Source organism: Agrobacterium sp. NPDC090283 (genome assembly GCF_044769685.1).
Classification (GTDB): Bacteria; Pseudomonadota; Alphaproteobacteria; order Rhizobiales; family Rhizobiaceae; genus Agrobacterium.
In genome coordinates this window covers 173705-196514 of the sequence record NZ_JBIVYG010000010.1, presented here as the reverse complement: position 1 = coordinate 196514, position 22810 = coordinate 173705, and the positions used below count along the sequence as shown (strand labels likewise).

Annotated in this window: 23 protein-coding genes and 1 riboswitch; of the genes, 13 read left to right on the top strand and 10 right to left on the bottom strand. The window is 60.8% G+C overall.

The genetic code is table 11. The features are described from left to right. Positions 1–297: 297 nt before the first annotated feature. From ACIQUH_RS16500 to ACIQUH_RS16485, 4 genes are all read left to right on the top strand, one after another. Positions 298–1581, top strand: coding sequence for an extensin family protein (locus ACIQUH_RS16500; RefSeq protein ID WP_400816932.1), 1284 nt, complete (start codon positions 298–300; stop codon positions 1579–1581). Between the two features lie 500 nt (positions 1582–2081). Beyond that, positions 2082–2903 carry a sulfite exporter TauE/SafE family protein gene (locus ACIQUH_RS16495; protein ID WP_400816930.1) on the top strand — a complete coding sequence of 274 codons (822 nt, stop codon included), beginning with the start codon at positions 2082–2084 and terminating at the stop codon, positions 2901–2903. Positions 2904–3007: 104 nt separating this feature from the next. Continuing rightward, complete coding sequence (locus ACIQUH_RS16490) at positions 3008–3934, top strand: ABC transporter ATP-binding protein (RefSeq protein WP_400816928.1); 927 nt, start codon at positions 3008–3010, stop codon at positions 3932–3934. After that, positions 3931–4692: an ABC transporter permease gene (locus ACIQUH_RS16485; RefSeq protein ID WP_400816926.1), complete on the top strand. Its 762-nt coding sequence runs from the start codon at positions 3931–3933 to the stop codon at positions 4690–4692. Before ACIQUH_RS16490 ends, ACIQUH_RS16485 begins: the two co-directional genes overlap by 4 nt. 137 nt (positions 4693–4829) lie before the next feature. Here the strand turns inward: ACIQUH_RS16485 and ACIQUH_RS16480 are convergent, their stop codons facing one another. The 5 genes from ACIQUH_RS16480 to ACIQUH_RS16460 all read right to left on the bottom strand — a co-directional run bounded on the left by ACIQUH_RS16480 (position 4830) and on the right by ACIQUH_RS16460 (position 9969). Further along, entirely contained in the window at positions 4830–5615 is a 786-nt protein-coding gene (locus ACIQUH_RS16480) for an SDR family oxidoreductase (RefSeq protein ID WP_400816924.1), read from the bottom strand. Between the two features lie 24 nt (positions 5616–5639). Next, on the bottom strand, positions 5640–6599 hold the full coding sequence (locus tag ACIQUH_RS16475; protein ID WP_400816922.1) for a sugar-binding transcriptional regulator: 960 nt from the start codon (positions 6597–6599) through the stop codon (positions 5640–5642). Between the two features lie 20 nt (positions 6600–6619). Continuing rightward, a complete protein-coding gene (locus ACIQUH_RS16470) occupies positions 6620–8089 on the bottom strand; it encodes an FGGY family carbohydrate kinase (protein WP_400816920.1) in 1470 nt (489 codons plus the stop codon). A 114-nt stretch (positions 8090–8203) separates the two neighbouring features. Next, positions 8204–9160, bottom strand: a complete 957-nt coding sequence (locus tag ACIQUH_RS16465; protein ID WP_400816918.1) for a transketolase family protein — start codon at positions 9158–9160, stop codon at positions 8204–8206. Beyond that, positions 9160–9969, bottom strand: a complete 810-nt coding sequence (locus ACIQUH_RS16460; protein ID WP_400816916.1) for a transketolase — start codon at positions 9967–9969, stop codon at positions 9160–9162. Before ACIQUH_RS16460 ends, ACIQUH_RS16465 begins: the two co-directional genes overlap by 1 nt. A gap of 230 nt (positions 9970–10199) precedes the next feature. Between ACIQUH_RS16460 and ACIQUH_RS16455 the strand changes: the two genes are divergently transcribed. The 4 genes from ACIQUH_RS16455 (at position 10200) to ACIQUH_RS16440 (ending at position 14641) form a co-directional block, all read left to right on the top strand. Beyond that, a complete protein-coding gene (locus tag ACIQUH_RS16455; protein WP_127758017.1) occupies positions 10200–11180 on the top strand; it encodes an ABC transporter permease in 981 nt (326 codons plus the stop codon). Positions 11181–11312: 132 nt separating this feature from the next. Continuing rightward, on the top strand, positions 11313–12242 hold the full coding sequence (locus ACIQUH_RS16450) for a sugar ABC transporter substrate-binding protein (protein WP_400816913.1): 930 nt from the start codon (positions 11313–11315) through the stop codon (positions 12240–12242). Between the two features lie 117 nt (positions 12243–12359). Beyond that, positions 12360–13838: a sugar ABC transporter ATP-binding protein gene (locus ACIQUH_RS16445; protein WP_400816911.1), complete on the top strand. Its 1479-nt coding sequence runs from the start codon at positions 12360–12362 to the stop codon at positions 13836–13838. Positions 13839–13852: 14 nt separating this feature from the next. Beyond that, the gene (locus tag ACIQUH_RS16440; RefSeq protein WP_400816909.1) at positions 13853–14641 is read left to right on the top strand and encodes an SDR family oxidoreductase; all 789 of its coding nucleotides are present in this window, start codon (positions 13853–13855) and stop codon (positions 14639–14641) included. Positions 14642–14865: 224 nt separating this feature from the next. Here ACIQUH_RS16440 and ribB read toward each other — a convergent pair whose 3' ends face one another. The 4 genes from ribB to ACIQUH_RS16420 all read right to left on the bottom strand — a co-directional run bounded on the left by ribB (position 14866) and on the right by ACIQUH_RS16420 (position 17641). Next, complete coding sequence (gene ribB, locus ACIQUH_RS16435) at positions 14866–15507, bottom strand: 3,4-dihydroxy-2-butanone-4-phosphate synthase (protein WP_080816685.1); 642 nt, start codon at positions 15505–15507, stop codon at positions 14866–14868. 122 nt (positions 15508–15629) lie between these two features. Further along, positions 15630–15779: riboswitch (FMN riboswitch) on the bottom strand. 161 nt (positions 15780–15940) lie between these two features. Then, positions 15941–16648, bottom strand: coding sequence for a TIGR02281 family clan AA aspartic protease (locus tag ACIQUH_RS16430; protein WP_400816906.1), 708 nt, complete (start codon positions 16646–16648; stop codon positions 15941–15943). Next, positions 16645–16836, bottom strand: a complete 192-nt coding sequence (locus ACIQUH_RS16425) for a DUF1289 domain-containing protein (RefSeq protein WP_400816904.1) — start codon at positions 16834–16836, stop codon at positions 16645–16647. The genes ACIQUH_RS16430 and ACIQUH_RS16425 overlap by 4 nt, the downstream gene beginning before the upstream one ends. A 19-nt stretch (positions 16837–16855) precedes the next feature. Further along, a complete protein-coding gene (locus ACIQUH_RS16420; RefSeq protein ID WP_400816902.1) occupies positions 16856–17641 on the bottom strand; it encodes an adenosylcobinamide-GDP ribazoletransferase in 786 nt (261 codons plus the stop codon). A 152-nt stretch (positions 17642–17793) separates the two neighbouring features. Between ACIQUH_RS16420 and cobT the strand changes: the two genes are divergently transcribed. Both cobT and ACIQUH_RS16410 read left to right on the top strand, forming a co-directional pair. Next, on the top strand, positions 17794–18828 hold the full coding sequence (gene cobT / locus ACIQUH_RS16415; protein ID WP_400816900.1) for a nicotinate-nucleotide--dimethylbenzimidazole phosphoribosyltransferase: 1035 nt from the start codon (positions 17794–17796) through the stop codon (positions 18826–18828). 8 nt (positions 18829–18836) lie between these two features. Then, positions 18837–19241, top strand: a complete 405-nt coding sequence (locus tag ACIQUH_RS16410; protein WP_400816898.1) for a diacylglycerol kinase — start codon at positions 18837–18839, stop codon at positions 19239–19241. Positions 19242–19308: 67 nt separating this feature from the next. Here the strand turns inward: ACIQUH_RS16410 and pdhS2 are convergent, their stop codons facing one another. Beyond that, entirely contained in the window at positions 19309–20844 is a 1536-nt protein-coding gene (pdhS2, locus tag ACIQUH_RS16405) for a two-component system sensor histidine kinase PdhS2 (RefSeq protein ID WP_400816896.1), read from the bottom strand. Positions 20845–20952: 108 nt separating this feature from the next. On the opposite strand from pdhS2, the gene ACIQUH_RS16400 reads away from it, so the two are divergent. The 3 genes from ACIQUH_RS16400 (at position 20953) to ACIQUH_RS16390 (ending at position 22751) form a co-directional block, all read left to right on the top strand. Further along, entirely contained in the window at positions 20953–21546 is a 594-nt protein-coding gene (locus ACIQUH_RS16400; protein WP_400816894.1) for a thermonuclease family protein, read from the top strand. Then, positions 21539–22192 (top strand): uracil-DNA glycosylase family protein, encoded by a 654-nt coding sequence (locus ACIQUH_RS16395; protein ID WP_400816892.1) that lies wholly within the window; start codon positions 21539–21541, stop codon positions 22190–22192. Before ACIQUH_RS16400 ends, ACIQUH_RS16395 begins: the two co-directional genes overlap by 8 nt. Positions 22193–22262: 70 nt before the next feature. Further along, positions 22263–22751, top strand: a complete 489-nt coding sequence (locus ACIQUH_RS16390) for an Lrp/AsnC family transcriptional regulator (protein ID WP_003507846.1) — start codon at positions 22263–22265, stop codon at positions 22749–22751. The last annotated feature ends 59 nt before the right edge of the window (positions 22752–22810 follow it).

Below are 22810 nucleotides of genomic sequence, written 5' to 3'. Positions count from 1 at the left end.
GCGCAACTCAGGTCGCAGAAATAAACCTCGAAAACCCATGAAACTGTCAGGGATGTCTCCGAACATCTGTCAGGGATGTCTCCGGTCTTTACATCGAGCCCGAGGATGACCGAGGAGAGGTCTCAGCATTTTCGTCATTGCCATCGACGTAATTTCGGTCGGCCCGTCTCCATTCCCCGTTCCACGAAACACATCATTCGTTATTTCCCGCAACCAATAAGGTTTCGTTTACCTCATTTCTTTAAAATTTAGCCTGTATTGCCGCCAATAGCGGCCGCTGAAGGTACAGGTTCTCGTATGGCGTATGTTTCCCTTCCGCGTCGTCTTGTGACGTTGCTGTTGATTTCCACGGTCATGGTGTCGTGTTCGGCGGAAGGCCTCGTGCCGCCGGCGGAAGTGGACGGCACCACGCGCGTCAGCGCCATCCGCTCCTCGCGGCAGCAGGGTTACAGCGCGCCGGCGGGTGCGGTGTATCAGGCCGAGCAGGCCGGGCAGGGTACCGATTATCCTGCCGCCGTTTCACAGCCGATGCCGGAGCCTTACGCTTCGCAGGATCCCCTGCTGCAATCGCCGCAGGGCGGGCAGGGTTATTCGACACTCGATTCCCAGCATCAGGCGCGCATGGCGGCCAGCGGCCATACGGCTGCACCGGCGCAGACCATGCAGGGCCAGACGATGCCCGCGCAGCAGATGGCCAGCAACCACATCGCCGAAGGCGAGGGCGGTGTGAACATGGATTCCATGCTGGGCGTGGAGCCGGTTCGCGGACTTGCCGAAGAACAGGATGCGGATATCGCCGAAGGCGCTTCGGTGCAGCCGGTGGTGGATGGTATCGGCACGGATAATCCCGTGGCCGTGCCTCCGGCCCGCCAGACGCAACGGGCCAGCCAATCTCGGCTCGTCCCACCGCCGCCGCTCGGCGCCTCTTCCCGTCGTCAGCCGGTGGAAGAAGTGGCCATGCTGATGCCTGATAATCCGATGGCGGGTGGCGGGCTGCAAAGCAACCGGTCCATGCCGCCCGGCGTCATGCCACCTTCCGAAGTTGCCTGCCGCTCTGAACTGCGCCGCCTCGGTGTCGCTTTCCGTGATGTCGCGCGTATTGCCGATGGTCCGACCTGCGGTATCGACTATCCGATCGAACTCAGCGGTCTTGCCAGCGGCGTCGCCGTCCGGCCGGCGGTGAAGCTCAATTGTCAGGTCACGCTTGCCTTTGCGAAATGGGTGAAGTTTGAACTCGTGCCATCCTCGCGCTTCCGTTATCTCTCCGGCGTCGGCCGCATCACGCCGATGGGCGGATATTCCTGCCGCAAGATGAATTCGCGCTCCAGCAATCCGTGGTCGGAACACGCACGCGGTAATGCCATCGATATCGGCACCATCACGCTGAAGAACGGCAAGGAAATCGATGTTCGCAAGAAGAGCTTCTTCGCTTTCCGCGAAAAGGCGCTGCTGAAGGCTGTCAGATCGGACAGCTGTAAATATTTCTCGACCGTTCTCGGGCCGGGCAGCGATCCCAACCACTGGAACCATTTTCACTTCGACCTGCGCACGCGCAAGTCAGGTTACAGGCATTGCGATTAAGTCCTGCCGTTGGAGGCTCATGGCTGACTTTGAAAACGCCTCCTCCGTCATGCTCGGGCCTGTCCCGAGCATCTGCAACGTCGCGATTGGCAATAGGTTGGCAGATCCTCGGCACAAGGCCGAGGATGACGTCGAATATGTAGGGCAACATGTCATCAGTCTGCCGCCGATGACATAGGCTGCGGATTCTGGGGGAGAGCGGGAATGACGAAGGTTGGGGATGTTTCTCTCTCTGCGCTGGTTCGATAGCTGTCCGTCACATGCGCACAAAAAAAGACCGGCCCGAAGGCCGGTGAAAAAGACTGCCTTATCGGGGGGATATCGGCGTCTTTGCAAGGGCATGCAATGGGAAAACGATCCCACGGAGTGGTCCATCCGGCGCGGATAGCGGCAAAAGACATCGCGCCGTACCGACCTGCGGCCAACATGGCTTGCCGCGCTCTTCTGATACGCTATGAGCGTCACATGTTTGTGACAACGGCCCCCGGGAGCCTGCTTTCATGCCCCCTGTTTCAGAGCTGATGATCTTTGCTGCGGCGCTTGCGGCGGCAGGTGTGGTTGCAGGCCTTTTGGCGGGGCTGTTCGGCATTGGCGGCGGCGCGGTGCTGGTGCCCGTCTTCTACCAGGTCTTCGGGCTTCTGGATGTGCCCGACGCGGTGCGCATGCATCTTTCGCTCGGCACGTCGCTTGCAATCATCGTGCCCACCTCCATCCGCTCGTTCCTGACGCATCGCCAGAAAGGCGCGGTCGATGTCGATCTGCTGAAGGGCTGGATCATTGCCGTGCCGCTCGGCACCATCCTCGCCTCCGTCGTCGCCGCCTATGCCTCCAGCGTCGCGCTCCGTCTGATCTTCGCCTTCATCGCGCTGGCGCTCGCCTTCCGGATGATCTTCAACCGGGCAAGCTGGCATCTCGGTTCCGACCTGCCGAAAAATCCGGGCCGTTTTCTGGTCGGCACCGGCATTGGGCTCTTTTCCGGCCTGATGGGCGTGGGCGGCGGGGTGATGAACAATACCTTCATGACGCTCTACGGACGCACCATCCATCAGGCGGTTGCGACTTCCTCCGGTGTCGGCGTGCTGATTTCGCTGCCGGGCCTTCTGGGTTACATCTGGGCCGGCTGGGGTGAACCGGGCTTGCCGCCTTTTTCCACCGGCTTCATCAACTGGATCGCCGTGGTGCTGCTGATCCCCATTACTCTCGTGGTCGCGCCCTATGGGGCACGGCTGGCGCACGCGCTCAGCAAGAAGCAGCTGGAGCGGGCGTTCGGGCTGTTTCTGGTCTTCGTCGCCGCGCAGTTTTTCTATAGCGTCTACGGCTGATTTTCCTCAATCGCCGAACGCAGTGTTCAGGCCTCCGGGCTGGCATTTGCGCATTCTACGGCCTATATGGCGTGCATCTTACTCGGTTTTTCGAAAGATTCGCCATGAATGCCATTGTTTCGATACGGAATCTGACAAAATCCTACGCAAATGGCTTTCAGGCGCTCAAAGGTGTCAGCCTCGATATCAGGGAAGGGGAAATCCTCGCCCTTCTGGGCCCGAATGGCGCCGGCAAGACGACGCTGATTTCCATCGTCTGCGGTCTCGTCAATCCGGGTGAAGGTTCGGTGCTCGTCGGCGGGCACGATGTGGTGAAGGATTTTCGCCAGACCCGCGCCCTGATCGGCCTCGTGCCGCAGGAGTTGACGACCGACCAGTTCGAGACGGTGTGGAACACCGTCAGCTTTTCGCGCGGCCTGCACGGACAGAAAAAGAACCCGGAACTGATCGAGCGCATCCTCAAATCCCTGTCGCTGTGGAACAAGAAGGACAATATGCTGCGGGAGCTTTCCGGCGGCATGAAACGACGCGTGCTGATCGCCAAGGCGCTAGCTCACGAGCCGAAGGTGCTGTTCCTCGACGAGCCGACTGCGGGCGTGGATGTGGCGCTGCGCCGTGACATGTGGAATGTCGTCTCCGAGCTGCGCGCCAAGGGCGTCACCATCATTCTCACGACGCATTATATCGAAGAGGCGGAAGAGATCGCCGACCGGGTGGGCGTCATCAATGGCGGCGAATTGCTGCTGGTGGAAGAAAAGACGGCGCTGATGAAGAAACTCGGCCGCAAGCAGCTTTTCCTCGAGCTTTCCCAGCCAGTGCAGGCATTGCCGGAAAGCCTCGCGCCCTTCGGCCTTAGCCTTTCCGAGGACGGCTGCACCATTACTTACGAAATCGAGGATAATGGCGAGCAGAGCCGCATTGCCGATGTTCTGAATGCCCTTTTCGCCGCCAACATCCATTTCAAGGATATTTCCACGCGGCAAAGCTCGCTTGAGGATATCTTCGTTTCGCTGGTCGGAGGCCAGAAATGAATTTCGAAGCCATCAAGTCCATCTATCTGTTCGAAATGGCGCGCACGCGTCGCACCCTGCTGCAGAGCGTGGTGTCGCCGGTCATTTCCACATCGCTTTATTTCATCGTGTTCGGAACCGCCATCGGTTCGCGGATTCAGGAGGTTGGCGGGGTTTCCTATGGCGCTTTCATAACGCCCGGCCTCATCATGCTGACGCTTCTGACGCAATGTATCGGCAACGGCTCCTTCGGTATCTATTTCCCGAAATTCACCGGTACGGTCTATGAAATCCTCTCCGCCCCGGTGGCGATGACGGAAATTCTCGCCGGTTATGTTGGAGCGGCGGCGACCAAGGGGCTGATGATCGGCACGATCATCCTGATAACGGCGTCGTTCTTCGTGGATATCACCATTGCCCATCCATTCATGATGATCCTGTTCTTCGTGCTGACGGCTGTCAGTTTCAGCCTGTTCGGTTTTATCATCGGCATCTGGGCGACGAATTTCGAGCAGCTGAATCTCATTCCCATGCTGGTGGTGCCGCCATTGACCTTCCTCGGTGGCAGCTTCTATTCCATCGACATGCTGCCGCCCTTCTGGCAGACGGTCAGCCATTTCAACCCGGTGCTTTATCTCATCAGCGGTTTCCGCTGGAGCTTTTACGAGATCGCCGACGTCAATCCCGTCATCAGCCTTGCGATGATCACGCTGTTTCTGGGGCTCTGCCTTGGCGTTGTCGCCTGGATGTTCAAGACGGGGTATCGGCTGCGTAACTGACATTGCGGATTACTGCTTGTCACTGAAGACTTCTCTACAGTGCCGTCATCCTCGGGCTTGACCCGAGGATCCATGGTTGCGTGGGGATGGATCCTCGGGACAAGCCCGAGGATGACGAAGGAGAGGCTAATAAGCCCTCAAGACATGATCAACCCACCGTCGACATTGATCGTCTGGCCGGTGATGTATGCCGCATCGTCGGACGCCAGAAACGCCACCAGTGCGGCCACTTCGGCAGGCGTTCCGGCGCGGCGCATGGGGATGTTGCGCACCCATTCGGCCATTAGTTCGCCCGGCTTGTAATCGCCCAGCATCTGGCCCCAGACGCGATCGTTATAGTCCCACATTTCGGTGTGGATGATGCCCGGGCAAATGGCGTTGACGGTGATGCCCTCAGGCGCCAGTTCCTTGGCAAGGCTTTGCGTCAGGCCGATAACGCCGAACTTCGAGGCGGCATAATGTGGGGTATAGATGAAGCCCTGACGCGCCTGGCCGGAAGCGGTGTTGACGAGGCGGCCCTTGGTGCCGCTTTCGCGGAAGCGGCGGATCGCCTCCTGGCAGCAGAGGAACGCGCCCTTGGTGTTGACGTCGAGATTAAAATCCCACTGTTCCTGCGTCAGTTCCTCGATCTTGGAAATGGTGATGACGCCGGCATTCTGGACGGAGATGGACAGCGGGCCGATCGCTTCTTCGGCGGCACCATAGGCCTCGCGCACCGCTGCCGCATCACGCACATCGAGGATGACGCCATGGGTGACCGCGCCAGTTTCGTCCGCCAGTTTTCTGGCGGCGTCATGGGTGTCCCTGTCGACAGAGGCGATGGCGACTTTCGCGCCTTCCTCGGCAAAACGGCGGGCGATGCCGTATCCGATGCCCTTATTGCCTCCGGTCACGAATACGGATTGACCTTCAAAGCGCCTCATGTCTCCTCCTTTATGGGATATTGGCTATGTTTCCTGGCCGACCAGTCGTTCGGCAGTGAATTTATCGGTGACGAGCACGTCGATCACACCGGTTCTGAGTGCCCCGGCAATCGCCTCGGTCTTTTTCGAGCCGCCGGCGAGTGCAATGACGCGGTCGACATTGGAGAGGTTTTCCAGCGGCAGGCCGATGACCCGGTCGTCGAGCGGCGTCTTGACCGGTTTGCCTTGCTTGTCAAAGAAGCGCAGCGAGATGTCGCCCACCGCACCCGCCTGCGCGAGATCGGCCAGTTCCTTGGCGGAAAAGATGTTGCCGGACCGGGCAAGAAGCTCCGATGGTTCAACCGCGCCGACGCCGACGATGGCGAGCGTGATCGACCCGAAAAGATCGATGGTTTCGCGCACGAAGGGATCGGCGAGCATCAAGAGCTTGGCTTCGCGCGAGGTGGCGACGCCCGGCACCGGCAGCAGCTTCGGTTCGGCTTCCGTCAGCCGCGCCAGTCTAGTGGTGATCTGGGTCGCATGCGTCTGCACGGAAGGATCGCCCATGCCGCCCAGCGTCTGGACGATGTAACGCGCCTTGGCACCTTTAAGCGGGTGGATGTTTTCCACCATCTTGAAGATCGTCTGGCTCCAGCTGGAAACACCGATGATCTCGTTCTGCGACAGCGTCACCTCGAGGAAATGGGCCGCTGCCTCGCCGATGCGGGCCATGATCGCACCGTCGCGATCCTCGCTGCAATCGACAACGATGGCTTCCGGCAGGTCGAAACGTTCGCGCAGCTGCGCTTCCAGATCGCTATAGGTGCCGGGCGGCGGAATGATGCTGGTGCGGACGATGCCTTCGGCCTCGGCACGCTTCAACATGCGCGAGACGGTGGCCTGCGACAGGTTGAGATGCTGCGCAATTTCCGCCTGCCTTTTGTGCTCGCTGAAATACATCTGCGCCACGCGGGATATCATTCGAAGTTCGTTTAGCCTGCCCATAAGCCCTCCAGGGTGAATTTTTATTCACCATTACCCGAGGTTACAGGCAAGGTCGAGCGGGCAATCGCATCGCGCCAGACGCTGAGCCGCTGGCTGTTTTCGCTCGCGGACGGCGCGATGGTGTTGCCGTCGCTGTTCAACGCCGCGATGGCATCGAGATCGCTCCAGACACCGAGGGCGAGGCCGGCGAGATAGGCGGCACCCAGTGCCGAGGCTTCCGGCGCGTCACGCTGGATGACGGGGTGTTGCAGCATGTCGGCAACGCATTGCATCAGGAAACGATTCTGGCTCGGCCCGCCATCCACGAACAGCCGTCCAAAACCCGAAGGCGACTGCGCGCGCATGGCGGCGAAGACGTCATGGACCTGAAAGGCAATCGAGTCGGTGACGGCGCGCGCCATCTGGGCACGCGTGGTGCTGAAATTGATCTGCGAGAACAATGCACGCGCATTGGTATCCCAATAGGGTGCACCGAGGCCAACGAAGGCCGGCACGAAACCGGGACCGTTTGGCTCGGTAGTGGCGGCGAGTTCCACCAGCGCGGCGACATCCGGCAGGCCGAGAATCTCCGTCATCCAGGGCAGGGAGGCTGCCGAAACGAGAATATTGCCTTCAAAGGCGAAGGTCGGTTTGCCGCCGAGCCGCCATGCGACCGTGGTGGTGATGCCGCGTTCTGGCGCGATGAAATGCGGCAGGGTGGTCATCACAGATGAGCCGGTGCCGAAAGTGACCTTACCATCGCCGGGGTTGAAGGCGCCGTGGCCGAAGAGGGCTGCGTGGCTGTCGCCGATGGCGGCGAGGATCGGTGTGCCGTCCTTGATACCGGGAACGCCCGATGTGGTGCCAAAATCGCCGCTGCTGTCGCGCAGATCGGGCAGGGTGTTGATATCGATGCCGAAGAGCTCGCAAAGCTCATCGCTCCAGACCTGCCGGTTGAGATCGAGCACCTGGCTGCGGGCGGCGTTGGAGGCGTCGCAGGCATGCACCTTGCCGCCGGTGAAGCAATGGATGAGCCAGCTATCGATGGTGCCGACACGGAGCCTGCGCCCCTTCGGCGCGCGCTCCAGAAGCCAGCGCATTTTTGCGCCGGGAAACATGGGGTCAATCGGCAGGCCGGTCAGCGCCATGACGCGCTCGGAATGGCCTTTCTCGATCAGCTCAGCGCAGTCTTGCGCCGTTCTTCGGCACTGCCAGCTGAGCACCGGGCCGAGCGGCTCGCCGGTCTCGCCATCCCATATGGTGACGGATTCGCGCTGGTTGGAAATGGCGATGGCGGCGACATCGATGGCAGAGGGGGCGGCGGCGAGGCAGGCGGAAATCGCTTCACGGACCGAGGCCCAGATGCGGTTCGGATCCTGTTCCACCCAGCCGGGCTGCGGATAGGTAATGCCAACGGGTGATGAGCCGCGCGCCAGCAACTCTCCGCTTTCCGAGACGAGAATGGCCTTGGAATTGGTGGTGCCCTGATCGATGGACAGAATGGCGTGCATGACGGGGGTCTTTCGTCGGCAGTTTTCGTTCCGCCTTGCGGCGATTAAACGACGATATTGCAGAAAGGGTGTCGCCGCGCATCCGAAGACACGCGACGACTCTGGGAGGAGACTTTATTTTCTCTTGATCAGCACTTCGGCCGCATCCGCAATGGCGGCCGGCGCCATGCCGAATTCATCCAGCAGCCATTCGGCGGAACCGGTGTGGGCAAAGACGCCGGGAACGCCGAGACGTTTCATCGGCACGGGGGCTTGATCGACCACGACTTCGGCAATGGCGGAGCCGAGGCCGCCGAAGATCGAATGTTCTTCGGCCGTCAGGATCGCGCCGGTTTCCTTCGCAGCAGTGACGATGGCCGCCTCATCGATGGGTCGCACGGTCGCCATGTTCAGCACCCGCGCCTTGACGCCACGGCTGGCGAGAATATCGGCGGCCTTGACGATGCGGTGGGTCAGCGTGCCATTGGCGATCAGCGTCAGGTCGGAACCTTCACGCAGCAGGTTGGCGCGGCCGAGTTCGAAGACATGGCCTTCCGGCAGCAGATCCGGCACGCCGACGCGTGACAGCCGCAGGAAGCAGGGGCCGGCATAGTCCGCCGCCCATTTGACGGCGGCGGCCGTTTCGATGCGGTCGCAGGGGGCGATGACCGGCAGGTTCGGCAGAACGCGGGTCCAGGCGAAATCTTCGATTGAATGATGCGTCGGGCCGAGTTCGCCATAGGCCATGCCCGAGGAGATGCCGATCAGCTTCACATTGGCGTTGGAATAGGCAAGGTCAGCCTTGATCTGCTCCAACGCGCGGCCGGTGAGGAAGCACGATGCGCCGCAGACGAAGGGCAACTGGCCGCCATTGGCGAGACCGGCGCCGACGCCGACCATATTCTGTTCGGCAATGCCGACATTGACGAGGCGCTCGGGGAATTTCGACTTGAAGCCGCCGAGCTTCGAGGAGCCGACCGAATCGTTGCAGACGGCGACGACCCTGTCATTGCCAGCGGCCAGCACTTCCAGCGTTTCGGCGAAGGCGTCGCGGCAGTCATAAAGCTTGGCGGCGGTTACGGGCGCGTTCATTACAATGTCTCCGAAAGTTCTTTGACGGCGATTTCATATTGTTCCCTGCTCGGAACCTTATGGTGCCAGTCAACGCGGTCCTGCATGAAGGAAATGCCGTGACCCTTGTTGGTGTGGGCGACGATGCAATGCGGGCGGTTGCCGCGATGCTCCAGCGCCGGCACGACTTCCGCCATGGCGTTGCCGTTGATTTCGCTGACTTCCCAGCCGAAAGCCTCGAGCTTCGGGCGAAGCGGCGCGACATCGTTGGTTTCCGCAAGCGCCGCACCCTGCTGGAAGCGGTTGTGATCGACGATCAGCGTCAGATTGTTGAGGCCGAATTGCGCAGCGGACATGATGGCTTCCCAGTTGGAGCCTTCCTGCATCTCGCCGTCGCCGGTCATGACATAGGTGTGGTAGTCCGCACCGGAAAGCTTGGCCGCCTTGGCCATGCCGACGGCAACCGGCAGACCGTGGCCGAGCGGGCCGGTATTGGTTTCCACACCCGGCACCTTGTTACAGTTCGGATGGCCGTTGAGGCGCGAATTCGGCTGCAGGAAGGTCGAGATTTCCTCTTCCGGGATGAAGCCGCGCTTGGCCAGCGTCACATACAGCGCGCAGGCCGTATGGCCCTTGGAAAGCACGAAGCGGTCGCGGGCAGGGTTCTTCGGATCATCCGGCCAGATGCGCAGGACGCGGAAATAAAGGGCCGTCATGATGTCGATGGCCGACATTTCGCCGCCGACATGGCCCGCACCCGCTTCAAAAACAGCCTGTACGTCGCGAAGGCGAATCTGGCGCGCAATGCGCTCTAGCTCCTGGGACTGCATGGAATCCTCTTCAAAACATGCGTGTGAATATTTATGCATCTATTTATATAATTGCAAACGTGGCGTTTCTGTCAAGATGGAATTGCGGATTGTTTATCGTCCGGCGGTATCGGCATTGCCGTGAAAGCCCTATTGACAAGCTTCTCTCAACTGGCTTATGCATGTTTCACCGATGATGAATAATTATTCTAATCGGTTTAAAAAATGCAAGACAGTCATCGGGAGGAGCCATGTCCGCGCTTGAACGCAATGAGGGGGTCACGCACACCAGGAGCCCGCTTGCCTGGCTGAGTGGTGCGACCGGACCGCTTTTGGGCCTGCTGCTGCTGTGTGTCTTTTTGACTTTCGCCAGCGAGAACTTTCTGTCGCTCCGAAACGGGCTCAACATTCTCGACCAGATCACCGTTCTCGGCATCATGGCCGTCGGAATGACCTTCGTGATCCTGCTTGGCGGCATCGATCTGTCCGTCGGCTCGGTGCTGGCGCTGTCTATGATGATCATGGGCTGGACGGCCAATGTCGCGGGCATGCCGATGGGCATGGCCATCGTGCTGGCGCTTGTCGCCTCTGCCGCCTGCGGCCTCGTGGTCGGTATTCTGGTGACGGCCTTTCGGGTGCCTGCTTTCATTGCCACGCTGGCGATGATGTCGGTGGCGCGCGGTCTCGCCAATATGATCACCGATGGACAGCAGATCGTCGGTTTCCCTGACTGGTTCATGATGCTGGCGATTGAACGCCATTTCGGCGTGCTGACGGCAACCGTGCTGCTGATGCTGGTCGTTGTGCTTGTTACCTGGATTTTCCTGCGTTTCCGCTCCGAAGGCCGCACGGTCTATGCGGTCGGCGGTAATCCTGAAGTGGCGCGTCTTGCCGGCATCAACGTGCCGCTGGTCACCATCTGCGTTTATGTGGCCTGCGCGGTTCTGGCCGGTCTGGCCGGCATCGTTCTTGCGGCACGTCTCGACTCGGTGCAGCCCTCCAGCGGTTTCGGTTACGAGCTGGATACGATTGCGGCCGTCGTCATCGGCGGAACCTCGCTTTCGGGCGGTGCGGGCGGCATTGGCGGCACCCTGATCGGCGTGCTGATCATCGGCGTGCTGCGCAACGGCCTCAATCTGCTCAACGTCTCTCCCTTTTTGCAGCAGGTCATCATCGGTGTGGTCATCGTGCTGGCCGTGGGCGCTGAAACCTTGCGTCGCCGCAGAAGCTGAATTTGCCTGCGGATGGCGAAGAGCCGTCCGCGCAATAAACGACCCTCCCGGCATGGGAGGCGTGAAAAACGGCCGGAGGGGAGGAGGTTCGATCTGCCCGAAGGTCAACAATCAACAAATGGAGGAATAATCATGAAATTTTCACGCATTCTGCTGACATCCGCCGCCCTTCTCGCCCTGTCGCTCGGCCAGGCCAACGCCGCCGAAGTCAAGAAGATCGGCCTTGCCGTCGCCAATCTGCAGGCGAACTTCTTCAACCAGATCAAGCAGGCCGTCGAAGCTGAAGCCAAGACGCGTGGCATTGCCGTCGTCACCGTGGATGCCAAGGGCGATGGCCCCACGCAGGTCAACCAGATCCAGGATCTTCTGACCCAGAACATCGACGCGCTGATCTATATTCCTGCTGGCGCCGCTGCCGCCACCGTTCCGGTGAAGCTGGCGAAAGCCGCAGGCGTGCCGGTCATCAACATCGACCGCAATGCCGATGGCGCACCGGGCGATACCTTCCTTGCCACCGATTCCGTCGCTTCCGCCAAGGCCGTCTGCGATTACATCATCAAGCAGGCCGGTGGTGCCGGCAAGATGGTCATCATCCACGGCCAGAAGGGTACGACGCCGGAAGTTGACCGTACCAAGGGCTGCATGGAATCGGTCAAGGCCAATTCCGGCGTGAAGGTTGTTGCCGAACAGTGGTCCAACATGTGGAGCCAGGATGAAGGCTTCCAGATCATGCAGAACATGCTGCAGGCCAATCCGGATGTTTCCATCGTCTTTGCACAGGCCGACGGTCTGGCGCTCGGCGCGGCGCAGGCAATCAAGGTCGCCAACCCTTCGCAGAAGATCGTCGTTGGCGGCTTCGATGGCGATACGGCAGCCCTTGAGGCGCTGAAGAACGGCGTCTTCGACGTGACCGCGACGCAGCAGACCCAGAAGATGGGCCGCATGGCTGTCGAAATGGCCGTCAAGATCGTCGGCGGTGAGAAGGTTCCGGCCGTGCAGCTCTCCGATGCGACGCTGACGACAAAGGAAAATGTCGAAGGCTTCATCGCGAACCATCCCTGATCCTGCTGCCCCGCGCGACCCATGGGATGCGCGGGGCATTCACTGGTTTGTCTTTAGGTTATTTCGGACGCAAGGCTTGAGCATTGCCGCTGCTTATGTGTCCTGGGAGGTCCCGTCATGCGCGATCCGGTTCTTTCGCTCCGTGGCATCAGCAAACGTTATGGTCCGCTTGAGGTTCTGAAAGCCGTCGATCTCGATGTCTATCCGGGCGAAGTGGTGGCGTTGCTGGGTGAAAACGGCGCGGGCAAGTCCACGCTGTCAGGTATCATCGCCGGTTCGCGTGAGCCGTCCGAGGGCAAGATGACATGGCTTGGACAGCCTTACGCGCCTGCATCGCCGCGCGAGGCGATCGACAAGGGCATCGTGCTCATCCATCAGGAGCTGAAGCTTCTGCCGGAGCTTTCCATCGCTGAAAATGTCTTCATCGGCCGCTGGCTGATGAAGAACGGCGTTATCGACCGCGCCGAGATGGTGCGCAGAGCCCAGCAGCAGCTGGCGCGCCTCAATCTCCACATTCCCGCCACCCGCAAGGTGGCCGGCCTTTCCACCGCCAACCAGCAGCTGATCGAAATCGCCAAGGCGCTGGCGCTGGACGCGAAACTTCTGATCCTCGATGAGCCGACGGCGGCACTTGGCGGTGCGGAAACGCAGGCGCTGTTTGAGCAGGTGCGCAAGCTGCGCGCCGAGGGCGTCGGCATCATCTACATTTCCCACCGCATGGAAGAGATCAAACAGATCACCGACCGCATTGTGGTGTTGCGCGATGGCGAGCGCGTGCATGAATTTGCCGATAGCGCGACGCCGGTGCGTACCATCGTTGAAAGCATGGTCGGCCGCTCGCTGGAGCGCCTGTTCCCGGCGTTGCCGGAACCGCAGGACAAGGTGGTGCTGGAGGTCAAAGGGCTGACCGGCGCGACCAATGCCTTCCGCGACATCAGCTTCGGCGTTCGCGCCGGCGAAATCCTTGGTATCGCCGGTCTTATCGGGGCGGGACGCACCGAGCTGGTGCGGGCGATTTCCGGTGCCGACCCGACGAGTGCGGGTGAGGTACTGCTGGATGGCAATGTGCTGACGCTGAAAAGCCCGGCGGACGCGATAGAGAAGGGCATCGTCATGGTGCCGGAAGACCGCAAATTGCAGGGGCTGGTGGTGGAGCACGAGATCGGTGAAAACCTGATCTACGCCAATCTCGACCGCGTCGGCACCGGCTGGATCACGCCGCGTATCAAGCGCGCCTTTACCAGGGAAGCCATCGCCAAATTCGGGGTGAAGGGCCGCAGCGAACAGCCGGCGTCGGATCTTTCCGGTGGCAACCAGCAGAAGGTGGTCATTGCCAAATGGCTTGCCCGCAATCCGCGCGTGGTGGTGCTGGACGAGCCGACCCGCGGCATCGATGTCGGCGCACGCGCGGGCATTTACGATATTATCGCCGGTCTGGCGAAAAGCGGCGTGGCCGTCATCGTCGTCAGTTCCGATCTCGAGGAAGTGCTGGGCGTATCGAACCGCATCCTCGTGCTCGCGCAGGGAAAACAGGCCGGCATCCTCAACCGTGACGAAGCAAACGACGTCTCGGTCATGGAACTGGCAACCATCTGAAGAAGGAAATACCGATGTCCACCATCACGCTCAACGCGCCGAAACTGTTCGATCTTTCCGGCCAGGTGGCGCTTGTCACCGGCGCCGGCTCCGGCATCGGCCAGCGCATCGCCATGGCGCTTGCCCAGTCCGGCGCCAATGTCGCGCTGCTTGATCGCCGCACCGATGACGGTCTTGCGCAGACGGCCGATTTTATCGCCAAGGCCGGGCGCAAGTCGATCCAGATTGCGGCTGACGTCACCAGCAAGCAGGCATTGACTGAAGCGGTTGCGCGTACTGAGGCCGAGCTTGGCGCGCTTTCACTCGCCGTCAATGCCGCCGGCATCGCCAATGCCAATCCGGCCGAGGAGATGGAGGAAAGCCAGTTCCAGACGATGATGGACATCAACCTGAAGGGCGTTTTCCTGTCCTGCCAGGCGGAAGCCAATGCCATGCTGAAGAACGGCCGTGGTGCGATCGTCAACATCGCCTCCATGTCCGGCGTCATCGTCAATCGCGGGCTGATGCAGTGCCATTACAACGCCTCGAAGGCCGGCGTCATCCACATGTCGAAATCCATGGCGATGGAGTGGGTGGGGCGCGGCATTCGCGTCAACACCATCTCGCCGGGTTATACGGCAACACCGATGAATACGCGGCCGGAAATGGTGCACCAGACCAAGCTGTTCGAAGAACAGACGCCAATGCAGCGCATGGCAGGCGTGGATGAGATGGTCGGGCCGGCGATCTTCCTGCTGTCAGATGCGGCGAGCTTTGTGACGGGCGTGGACCTGCTGGTGGATGGTGGTTTCTGCTGCTGGTAGGGTTTTTGGTGCCGGCGCGCGAGCGCTGAGGTTTATTGTTGGATCGACCAAACGCCGGGATCAGCCGGCGTTTCAACATACGCCACGTCATCCTCGGGCTTGACCCGAGGATCCATGTCACGTCGCGTTGTGGATCCTCGGGTCAAGCCCGAGGATGACGTCGAATTTCAGGCATACGCCCGGCTTGCGCCGGGCGTTTTCGTACTCACAACACGAGCAGCAGCTCACGCAACCTGCTTCTGCACCACGTCCTCGACAACCTCGCCCTTGAGGTAAGCAACGAGATCCTTGATCGTCACGACGAGCAGGCCGTGGCGTTCGGCGAAGACTTCGAGCTGTGGCAGGCGGGCCATGGTGCCGTCGTCATTGGCGACTTCGCAGATGGTGCCGGACGGGAATTTCCCGGCAAGGCGGCAGAGGTCCACGGCTGCTTCCGTGTGGCCGGTGCGGCCGAGAACGCCTTGCGGATTGGCGCGCAGCGGGAAGATGTGGCCGGGGCGGGCGAAGTCTTCCGGGCGCGAACCCTCCGACACCAGCGCACGCACCGTCTCTGCCCGGTCGGCGGCGGAAATGCCTGTCGTGGTGCCCGGAATATAGTCCACCGAGACGGTGAAGGCCGTCTTGAGAGATTCGGTGTTGCGCGACACCATCAGCGGAATGTCGAGCGCGTCGAGGCGCTCGCCCGGCATGGCGACGCAGACCAGCCCGCGCGCATGGTTCATCATGAAAGCGATCTGTTGCGGAGTGATGCTGTCGGAAGCGGCGATGATATCGCCTTCGTTTTCGCGGTCTTCATCGTCAACCACAATCACCATCTCGCCACGGGAAATGGCATCGATCGCGTCTTCAATTTTAGCAATGGTCATTCTATTTCAAGCCTTTCAAGGGGTTATGCCGTTTTGCGGCATTTTCGCGCTTCAAGAAGCGCCAAATATCCCTTGGGCGAACAATGCAATGCGAAGCCGCGCTCACGCGCGGGCGTCTTATGCCTTGTCCTCTTCCATCCGGACTATACCGTCGGCTCCGGCCTCTCACCGGATCTGCTGACCTTCCGGCTTTGGAGACCGGAAGCGCTCGCGGGCTCCGGGAAGATCCCGATACCGCCGGTGGGGAATTACACCCCGCCCTGAGAACAGCACCAACATAAATTATCAAATGGGAAGGAATCAAGGGGGCAATGGCCTGCCGTCACCCCTATGCGCGAAAAGAATATCCCGATTGCCGCCGCGATGAGGTATTTCCTTTCCGGCGCCAATGGTTGGTGCCGAAAGCCGGCGAATGAATCTCAAAGGCCCGAGCTTACCGGTCGCGCAACCGCAATTCATCGGTCTGCATCTGCAGCGAACCGAGGGTCGACAGGAAGCTCATGCCGAGCAGGCTCTGGCCCAATTGGCCGTCCTGCGCGACGAGGGCGGGGATGTTGCGCCTGGCGATGGGGCCGATGCCGATTTCGGAGAGCGTGACGGGGGCCGCCGCCGTGCGGCCATTTGCGGTCATGACAGGGACGGTATAGCGGAGGTTTGTGGTGTCGATGCCGATTGCGGCCGCATCCGCATTGGCGAGCACCACCGAGCTTGCGCCCGTATCGACCAGCATGTGGATCGTCTTGCCCTCGACGGTGACATTCGCCTCGAAATGCCCACTCATCGATTTATGCAGCACGATTTCCTGTTCACCGCCTGATGTCGTCACCACCACGGCGCGACCGGGCATCAGGCCGCCGAGCAGCCGGTCGCCGAAGGATTGCAGATCGTAGCGATAGAGATAAAGCGACACGAGGCCGAGGATGATGACGAGCCAGACGGCGAGCTGGCGGATGACAGTGCCGAAACTGCCGCGTCTTCCCGCCAGAATGCCTGCCGACAGGAGACCGGCAATGGGCACAAGATAAAGGACGTGGGCGAATTGGTCATTGTCGATGCCGAGTGTGCGGCCGCCGTCGTGATTGATGAGAAGCAGGCCGAGACCCACGGCCAGCAGGAGGAGAACGATGGTCAGCCTGTTCATGCGGTATGCGTCTCCTTGGCGGTCTCGCTCACATTTGCCAGTCTTTGCGGCAGCCGCCGCATGATCTTGCGGCGCTTCTCGTCGCTATAGCCTGCCCAGTCGCCGATTTCATCCAGCGTGCGGCCGCAGCCGATGCAGAGGCTGTTGGTCGCGTCGAGGCGGCAGATATGGATGCAGGGTGTTTCCATAGGGATCTATATCAGGCCGTCAGGCCGCAAGAGCAAGAGCGACGAGAGTAACGATCTCCGTGATCTGCTGGCAGGCGCCGATAGTGTCGCCGGTATGGCCGCCGATCTTCCTGTCGCAGAGCCTGCCGAAAAGCACGGCCGCCAGAATGGCTGCCGCCAGCACAAGGGCAATCGACAGGAGCGGCAGGGCGTGCAGCGTGAAGAGTGTGAAAAGCAGCAGCCCGATCACCAGCGCGATGTTGCGCTCGCTTGTGCCCGGCTGGCCGGCGCCGGCGGCGATGCCGGAGGTTTTTGCTGCGGGTAGCGACTGCCAGTGCCACACCATCAGGGCGCGGCTCAGGACAAGCGCGGCGATCAGGGCGGCGGCGGCGGTTTTTGCCGGCAGCGTCTCGATCAGCGAGGCGAGCGCGGTGGCGCGGAGCGCAAAGGATAGGACCATGGCGATCGTGCCATAGCTGCCGATGCGGCTGTCCTTCATGATTTCGAGCATGCGGGCCCTGTCCTTGCCGCTGCCGAAACCGTCGGCCATGTCGGCCAGGCCGTCTTCGTGCAGCGCACCCGTGATGAGCGCCGTCAGGCCGATGACGAGCCAGCCCGTGAGCTGCGGAGAGGCGTCGAAGGCTGCGAAAACCACCACTAGGAAAGCGGCGGGCAGGGCGATCAGCAGGCCGGCGGCGGGAAAGGCGCGGGCGGTGCGGCGCATCGACACGCCGTCGGCATCAGCGAAAAACCGCGAGGGAACGGGCAGGCGGCTGAGAAAGGCAACGGAATGCATGACATCTGTTATAAAATCCCCGGCCTTCATGCTCTCTCCGTTGCTGCACTTGCATTTCCGGTTGTTCCGCGGCGCATCCGCGATTATGAGAGGCGCAACAAAGACCGATTTGCCGGAAAACACAAGTTCCGGACGCATAAGCCGATGCGACAGCCAACCCGGCTACGAAAGAGACCGACACCATGAGCATGAGCGGATTGCCCTTCGACGATTTTCGTGCGCTGTTGCGCGAGCTTCCCGGCCCGGATACGCATGCGCTTGTGGCGGCCAAGGAACGTAATGCGCAGCTGACGAAACCCGCGGGTTCGCTCGGCCGTCTCGAAGAAATCGCCATGTGGCTGGCCGCATGGTCCGGCCGTTCTCCGGCCGTCACCCGTCCGCTGGTGGCGATCTTCGCAGGCAATCATGGCGTTACCCGCCACGGCATTACGCCCTATCCGACATCCGTGACGCAGCAGATGGTGGAAAATTTCGCGGCCGGCGGTGCGGCGATCAACCAGATCTGTGTCGCCAACGACCTCGGCCTGAAAATCTTCGACCTGGCGCTCGATTATCCGACCGGCGACATCACCTGCGAGCCGGCGCTCTCGGAGCGCGACTGCGCCGCCACCATGGCCTTCGGCATGGAAGCGATTGCCGGCGGCACCGATCTTCTCTGCGTCGGTGAAATGGGCATCGGCAACACCACGATTGCGGCGGCGATCAATCTCGCGCTCTATGGCGGCACGGCGGAAGAATGGACCGGTCCGGGCACCGGTTCGGAAGGCGAGGTCATGGCCCGCAAGATCGCGGCGGTGAAGGCTGCTGTCGAGTTTCACAAGGACCATCTGTCCGACCCGCTCGAAATCATGCGCCGTCTCGGCGGACGCGAAATCGCGGCGATTGCCGGCGCGATCCTCGCTGCCCGCGTGCAGCGCATTCCGGTGCTGATCGACGGTTATGTGGCGACGGCTGCCGCCGCTCTTCTGAAGGCCGCCAATCCTTCGGCGCTGGACCATTGCCTGATCGGCCATGTGTCAGGTGAGCCGGGCCATCTGGCCGCCATCGAAAAGCTTGGCAAGACGCCGCTTCTGGCGCTTGGCATGCGGCTCGGCGAAGGCACGGGGGCAGCGCTTGCCGCCGGCATCGTCAAGGCTGCCGCTGCCTGCCATTCCGGTATGGCGACGTTTGAAGCGGCGGGTGTGGACACCCGCATCAGCTCCCGCACCGACCATTGAGGCCGAAGATGGACGCGACGCCGCAAAAGAAGCAACCGGAACCCGCCTTTCGCAAGGAAAAAGGCTGGCGGCATCTTTTTGCCGCCGCCCGCTATTCCGTGCAGGGGCTTGGCCGGCTGTGGCAGGAAGCGGCGTTCCGGCATGAGGTTCTCGCCTTCGGTGTCGGGCTTGCCCTGCTTCTGGTGGTGGGCGCGCCATTTGCGCATCTTCTCGTCTTTACCGTGCTGATGCTGTTGCTGTTTTCGGTCGAGGCGCTGAATACCGCCATCGAGGAGCTGGTGGACCGCATTTCGCCGGAAATCTCCTCGGTCGGGCGGCACGCCAAGGACCTCGGCTCCTTTGCCGTCTTCTGCCTGTTGATGGCGAATGGATTTTTCGTGCTTTATTCGCTGGTGACGGCGCTGTTCTTCTGAGGTTATTAGCCTTAAGGCATTTCCGAACGGAAAACCGGCGTCCGCTTTTCCTGGAAATGCTTCAGCCTCAAGCGAAGGACCGCCGGCGCGGCTGGATGGCGTGGGTTTCCTCCACGGCCGGCAGGCTCTGCAGCACGCGTTTTGCCGGCAGGATGGCGATGCCTTCGGTGCCCTCGCGCAGTTTCGATTTCAGGATGAATTGACCATCATGCTTGGCGAGAATCGCCTGAACGATGGGCAGGCCAAGGCCGGTTCCCTGTTCGGCGCTTTTGATCGCGATCGACCCCTGACCGAAAGCCGACAGCACCACGGGAATTTCCTCTTCGGGAATGCCGGGGCCGTTATCCCTGATCGACACATATTGCCCGCCGCCCGCCGTCCAGCCCGCTTTCACGAGAATCTCGCCGCCCTGCGGCGTGAATTTCACCGCGTTGGACAGGAGGTTGAGGATGACCTGGCGGATGGATTTTTCATCGGCCCAGACCTGCGGCAGGCTGTTTTCGAACTGCTGGGAAATCCTGATATTCTTGGCGCGGGCGCGAAGCTGGATCATGCCGATGCAATCCTCGGCGATTTCCAGCATGGAGATGGATTCCTCGTTGAGATCGTAACGGCCGGCCTCGATTCGCGACAGGTCGAGGATTTCGTTGATGAGATCGAGCAGATGCTGGCCGGAGCGATGGATATCGCCGGAATATTCCTTGTAGAGCGGATTGTTGAGCGGGCCGAGCACCTCCGACGACATGACCTCGGAGAAGCCGAGGATGGCATTGAGCGGCGTGCGCAGCTCGTGCGACATGGAGGCGAGAAAGCGGGATTTCGCCAGGTTGGCTTCTTCCGCGCGGCGGCGCGCCTCGTCCGACACGGAATTGGCGACTTCGAGTTCGGCGATCAGGTCGTCCTTTTCCGTCTGCGAGGAGAGGAGCTTGATGCTCGTCTGATAAAGACGGCTGGTGATGCGATGACAGAAGAGGATCGCCATGCCGAACATCAGTGCCAGACCGACATCGAAGGGATTGCGCGAAATCGCCGAGGTCATGCACAGCGCCGCCAGCACGGGCAGGAAGGTCATGAAGGTCGCGCGCCGCAACATGAAATTGGCCATGGCGGTCAAGGAAAGCGCGATCAAGAGCGTCGAGCCCTTGAAGAAAAGAACGAGCGTCGGGTCGTTGCGCACCGGTTCGGCCAGAGCGAACATGGCCCAGGCGCAGCCGATGAGGATCTGCATGCCGAGGAAGAGGCTCTTCCAGTGCTGAATATTTTCGGCGGTGATTTCCTGTTTTGCCGCCCGCTTGGCAAGCAGCAGAGAAAAGGCGTGGAAGCTCAGCGCAATCAGGGACCAGATGATCAGGCTGATGTCGCGGGTTATATAAAGGCCGATGATGGAGGCGAGCACGATGAAAAGCGGCATGATCATCGCGCCCTGCAGGGTCTCGGCGATGTGCATGGTCAGCATTTCGCGTTCATAGGCGTCGCTTGCGCCTGCCCCCTGCTGCAGACGGTCACGCGTCGTCTTCACCGTGTCGAAGACCGCCTTGTTGCGGTGCTTTTTCGAGCGGTCGACGATGATCTTGTCGGTGGACGTGCTGACGCTTTTACTCATTGTTACAACGCGGGGTGACATGAACCCTTGCAGACTACGCGCAAAATCTTAAGAAGATGCTGCCGTGAAAGGATTTGTTTGCCATTTCTGACAAGGGTTTGTTGTTACATGAGACGAAATGGAGGCAAGCGGGGACGTTTTTCGGCATTTCGCGATGGCGGGCTTTTTCTCGCCACGGTTTTTCTCGGCATTCTCATCGCCGCCAAGCTCGACCAGATCAACAGCGAAACCCATGTCGGCCGTTTCTTCGTGATCGATGGGGATACGCTTTCCAAGGGAGACGAACGCTTCCGGCTGCTCGGCATCGATGCGCCGGAGCTTGCGCAGACATGCCTGCGCGGCGGCGAGAGCTGGCCGTGCGGGGTGGAGGCGCGCGGCGCGCTGCAGCGTCTGGCGACGGCGCGGGATTTTTCCTGTTCCGGTAGCTCCAGGGACCGTTACGGGCGACAGCTCGTTTATTGCACGGCTGATGGCAAGGACGTGTCTTCGGAAATGGTCTCCGCGGGGTTTGCCGTTGCATCGGGCTATTTCCAGTTTTCCGGCGAGCAGGCGAGGGCACGGCAGGAGGGGCGGGGCATCTGGGCGGGGGATTTCGAAAAACCTTCCGAGTGGCGACGTGAGCATCGAGCAGCGGATCTGGAAACGCCGGCAGCGGGCTTTTTGACCGTCATCCGCCATTTTCTGGGGTGGGATCATGGCTGAGGCGGAGCGGTCCCCATTGTTGCGGGATGACGGGCTGGATGGGGTGCGTGGCGAAATCGCCCGCTGTCGTCTCTGTCGCGACGCGCCGCTGAAGGGAATGGCCGATCGCCTGCCGCATGAACCGCGACCGGTGGTCGTGATCTCGACGAAGGCGAGGGTTCTGATCGCCGGGCAGGCTCCGGGGCTGCGTGTGCACGAAACGGGGATACCCTTCAACGATGCCTCCGGCGACAGGCTGCGGCAATGGCTCGATGTCGGCCGGGAGACTTTCTACGACCCGGACCGTTTCGCCATTGTGCCGATGGGTTTCTGTTTTCCCGGTTATGACGAGAAGGGCAGCGACCTGCCGCCAAGACGGGAATGTGCGCCTTTATGGCGTGAGCGGGTGATGACGGCGATGCCGCAGGTGGAGTTGATCCTCGCGATCGGCCAATATGCGCAGGCCTTTCATCTTGGGGACCGGCGCCGCAAAACCATGACTGAAACGGTGCAAAACTGGCGCAGCTATCTCCATGGCAATTCCGGCCCCGGCGTTTTGCCCCTGCCGCATCCGAGCTGGCGCAACACCGGCTGGCTGAAAAAGAACCCATGGTTCACGGAGGAGCTGCTTCCGGTTCTGCGACAACATGTGGAAATGCGGATTTAGTGAAACAATTTTCTGTTTTTCTGCAAAAATTAGTGTATTGAAAGGAAATTAATTCAGGAGGATAGACGCATTGGATCGCCTAGACCGTAAGATTTTGCGCATTCTGCAAGAGGATTCCACGCTGGCCGTCGCCGATCTGGCGAAAAAGGTCGGCCTTTCCACGACGCCCTGTTGGCGGCGTATCCAGAAGATGGAGGAGGATGGCGTCATCCGCCGGCGCGTGGCGCTGCTCGATCCGGTCAAGGTCAATACCAAGGTCACGGTTTTCGTCTCCATCCGCACCGCCTCGCATTCCATCGAATGGCTGAAGCGTTTCTCCGAGGTGGTTTCCGAGTTTCCGGAAGTTGTCGAATTTTACCGCATGAGCGGCGATGTCGACTATCTGCTGCGCGTCGTCGTGCCTGATATCGCTGCCTATGACGCCTTCTACAAGCGGATGATCGCCAAGATCGAAATCCGCGATGTGTCCTCCGCCTTCGCGATGGAGCAGATCAAATATACGACGGAATTGCCGCTCGATTACATGCTGCTGGATAATCCCAAATCCGGCGAAGAGTGATCCGCTGCGGATCAGGTTTTTGATCAATGCCCTTTCCGGCTGCCGGGGAGGGCATTTTT

Bases quoted from the DNA above. Each gene is read 5' to 3' on its own strand.
- ACIQUH_RS16500 (WP_400816932.1), top strand. From the start codon at position 298: ATGGCGTATGTTTCCCTTCCGCGTCGTCTTGTGACGTTGCTGTTGATT.
- ACIQUH_RS16495 (WP_400816930.1), top strand. From the start codon at position 2,082: ATGCCCCCTGTTTCAGAGCTGATGATCTTTGCTGCGGCGCTTGCGGCG.
- ACIQUH_RS16490 (WP_400816928.1), top strand. From the start codon at position 3,008: ATGAATGCCATTGTTTCGATACGGAATCTGACAAAATCCTACGCAAAT.
- ACIQUH_RS16485 (WP_400816926.1), top strand. From the start codon at position 3,931: ATGAATTTCGAAGCCATCAAGTCCATCTATCTGTTCGAAATGGCGCGC.
- ACIQUH_RS16480 (WP_400816924.1), bottom strand. From the start codon at position 5,615: ATGAGGCGCTTTGAAGGTCAATCCGTATTCGTGACCGGAGGCAATAAG.
- ACIQUH_RS16475 (WP_400816922.1), bottom strand. From the start codon at position 6,599: ATGGGCAGGCTAAACGAACTTCGAATGATATCCCGCGTGGCGCAGATG.
- ACIQUH_RS16470 (WP_400816920.1), bottom strand. From the start codon at position 8,089: ATGCACGCCATTCTGTCCATCGATCAGGGCACCACCAATTCCAAGGCC.
- ACIQUH_RS16465 (WP_400816918.1), bottom strand. From the start codon at position 9,160: ATGAACGCGCCCGTAACCGCCGCCAAGCTTTATGACTGCCGCGACGCC.
- ACIQUH_RS16460 (WP_400816916.1), bottom strand. From the start codon at position 9,969: ATGCAGTCCCAGGAGCTAGAGCGCATTGCGCGCCAGATTCGCCTTCGC.
- ACIQUH_RS16455 (WP_127758017.1), top strand. From the start codon at position 10,200: ATGTCCGCGCTTGAACGCAATGAGGGGGTCACGCACACCAGGAGCCCG.
- ACIQUH_RS16450 (WP_400816913.1), top strand. From the start codon at position 11,313: ATGAAATTTTCACGCATTCTGCTGACATCCGCCGCCCTTCTCGCCCTG.
- ACIQUH_RS16445 (WP_400816911.1), top strand. From the start codon at position 12,360: ATGCGCGATCCGGTTCTTTCGCTCCGTGGCATCAGCAAACGTTATGGT.
- ACIQUH_RS16440 (WP_400816909.1), top strand. From the start codon at position 13,853: ATGTCCACCATCACGCTCAACGCGCCGAAACTGTTCGATCTTTCCGGC.
- ribB (WP_080816685.1), bottom strand. From the start codon at position 15,507: ATGACCATTGCTAAAATTGAAGACGCGATCGATGCCATTTCCCGTGGC.
- ACIQUH_RS16430 (WP_400816906.1), bottom strand. From the start codon at position 16,648: ATGAACAGGCTGACCATCGTTCTCCTCCTGCTGGCCGTGGGTCTCGGC.
- ACIQUH_RS16425 (WP_400816904.1), bottom strand. From the start codon at position 16,836: ATGGAAACACCCTGCATCCATATCTGCCGCCTCGACGCGACCAACAGC.
- ACIQUH_RS16420 (WP_400816902.1), bottom strand. From the start codon at position 17,641: ATGAAGGCCGGGGATTTTATAACAGATGTCATGCATTCCGTTGCCTTT.
- cobT (WP_400816900.1), top strand. From the start codon at position 17,794: ATGAGCATGAGCGGATTGCCCTTCGACGATTTTCGTGCGCTGTTGCGC.
- ACIQUH_RS16410 (WP_400816898.1), top strand. From the start codon at position 18,837: ATGGACGCGACGCCGCAAAAGAAGCAACCGGAACCCGCCTTTCGCAAG.
- pdhS2 (WP_400816896.1), bottom strand. From the start codon at position 20,844: ATGAGTAAAAGCGTCAGCACGTCCACCGACAAGATCATCGTCGACCGC.
- ACIQUH_RS16400 (WP_400816894.1), top strand. From the start codon at position 20,953: ATGAGACGAAATGGAGGCAAGCGGGGACGTTTTTCGGCATTTCGCGAT.
- ACIQUH_RS16395 (WP_400816892.1), top strand. From the start codon at position 21,539: ATGGCTGAGGCGGAGCGGTCCCCATTGTTGCGGGATGACGGGCTGGAT.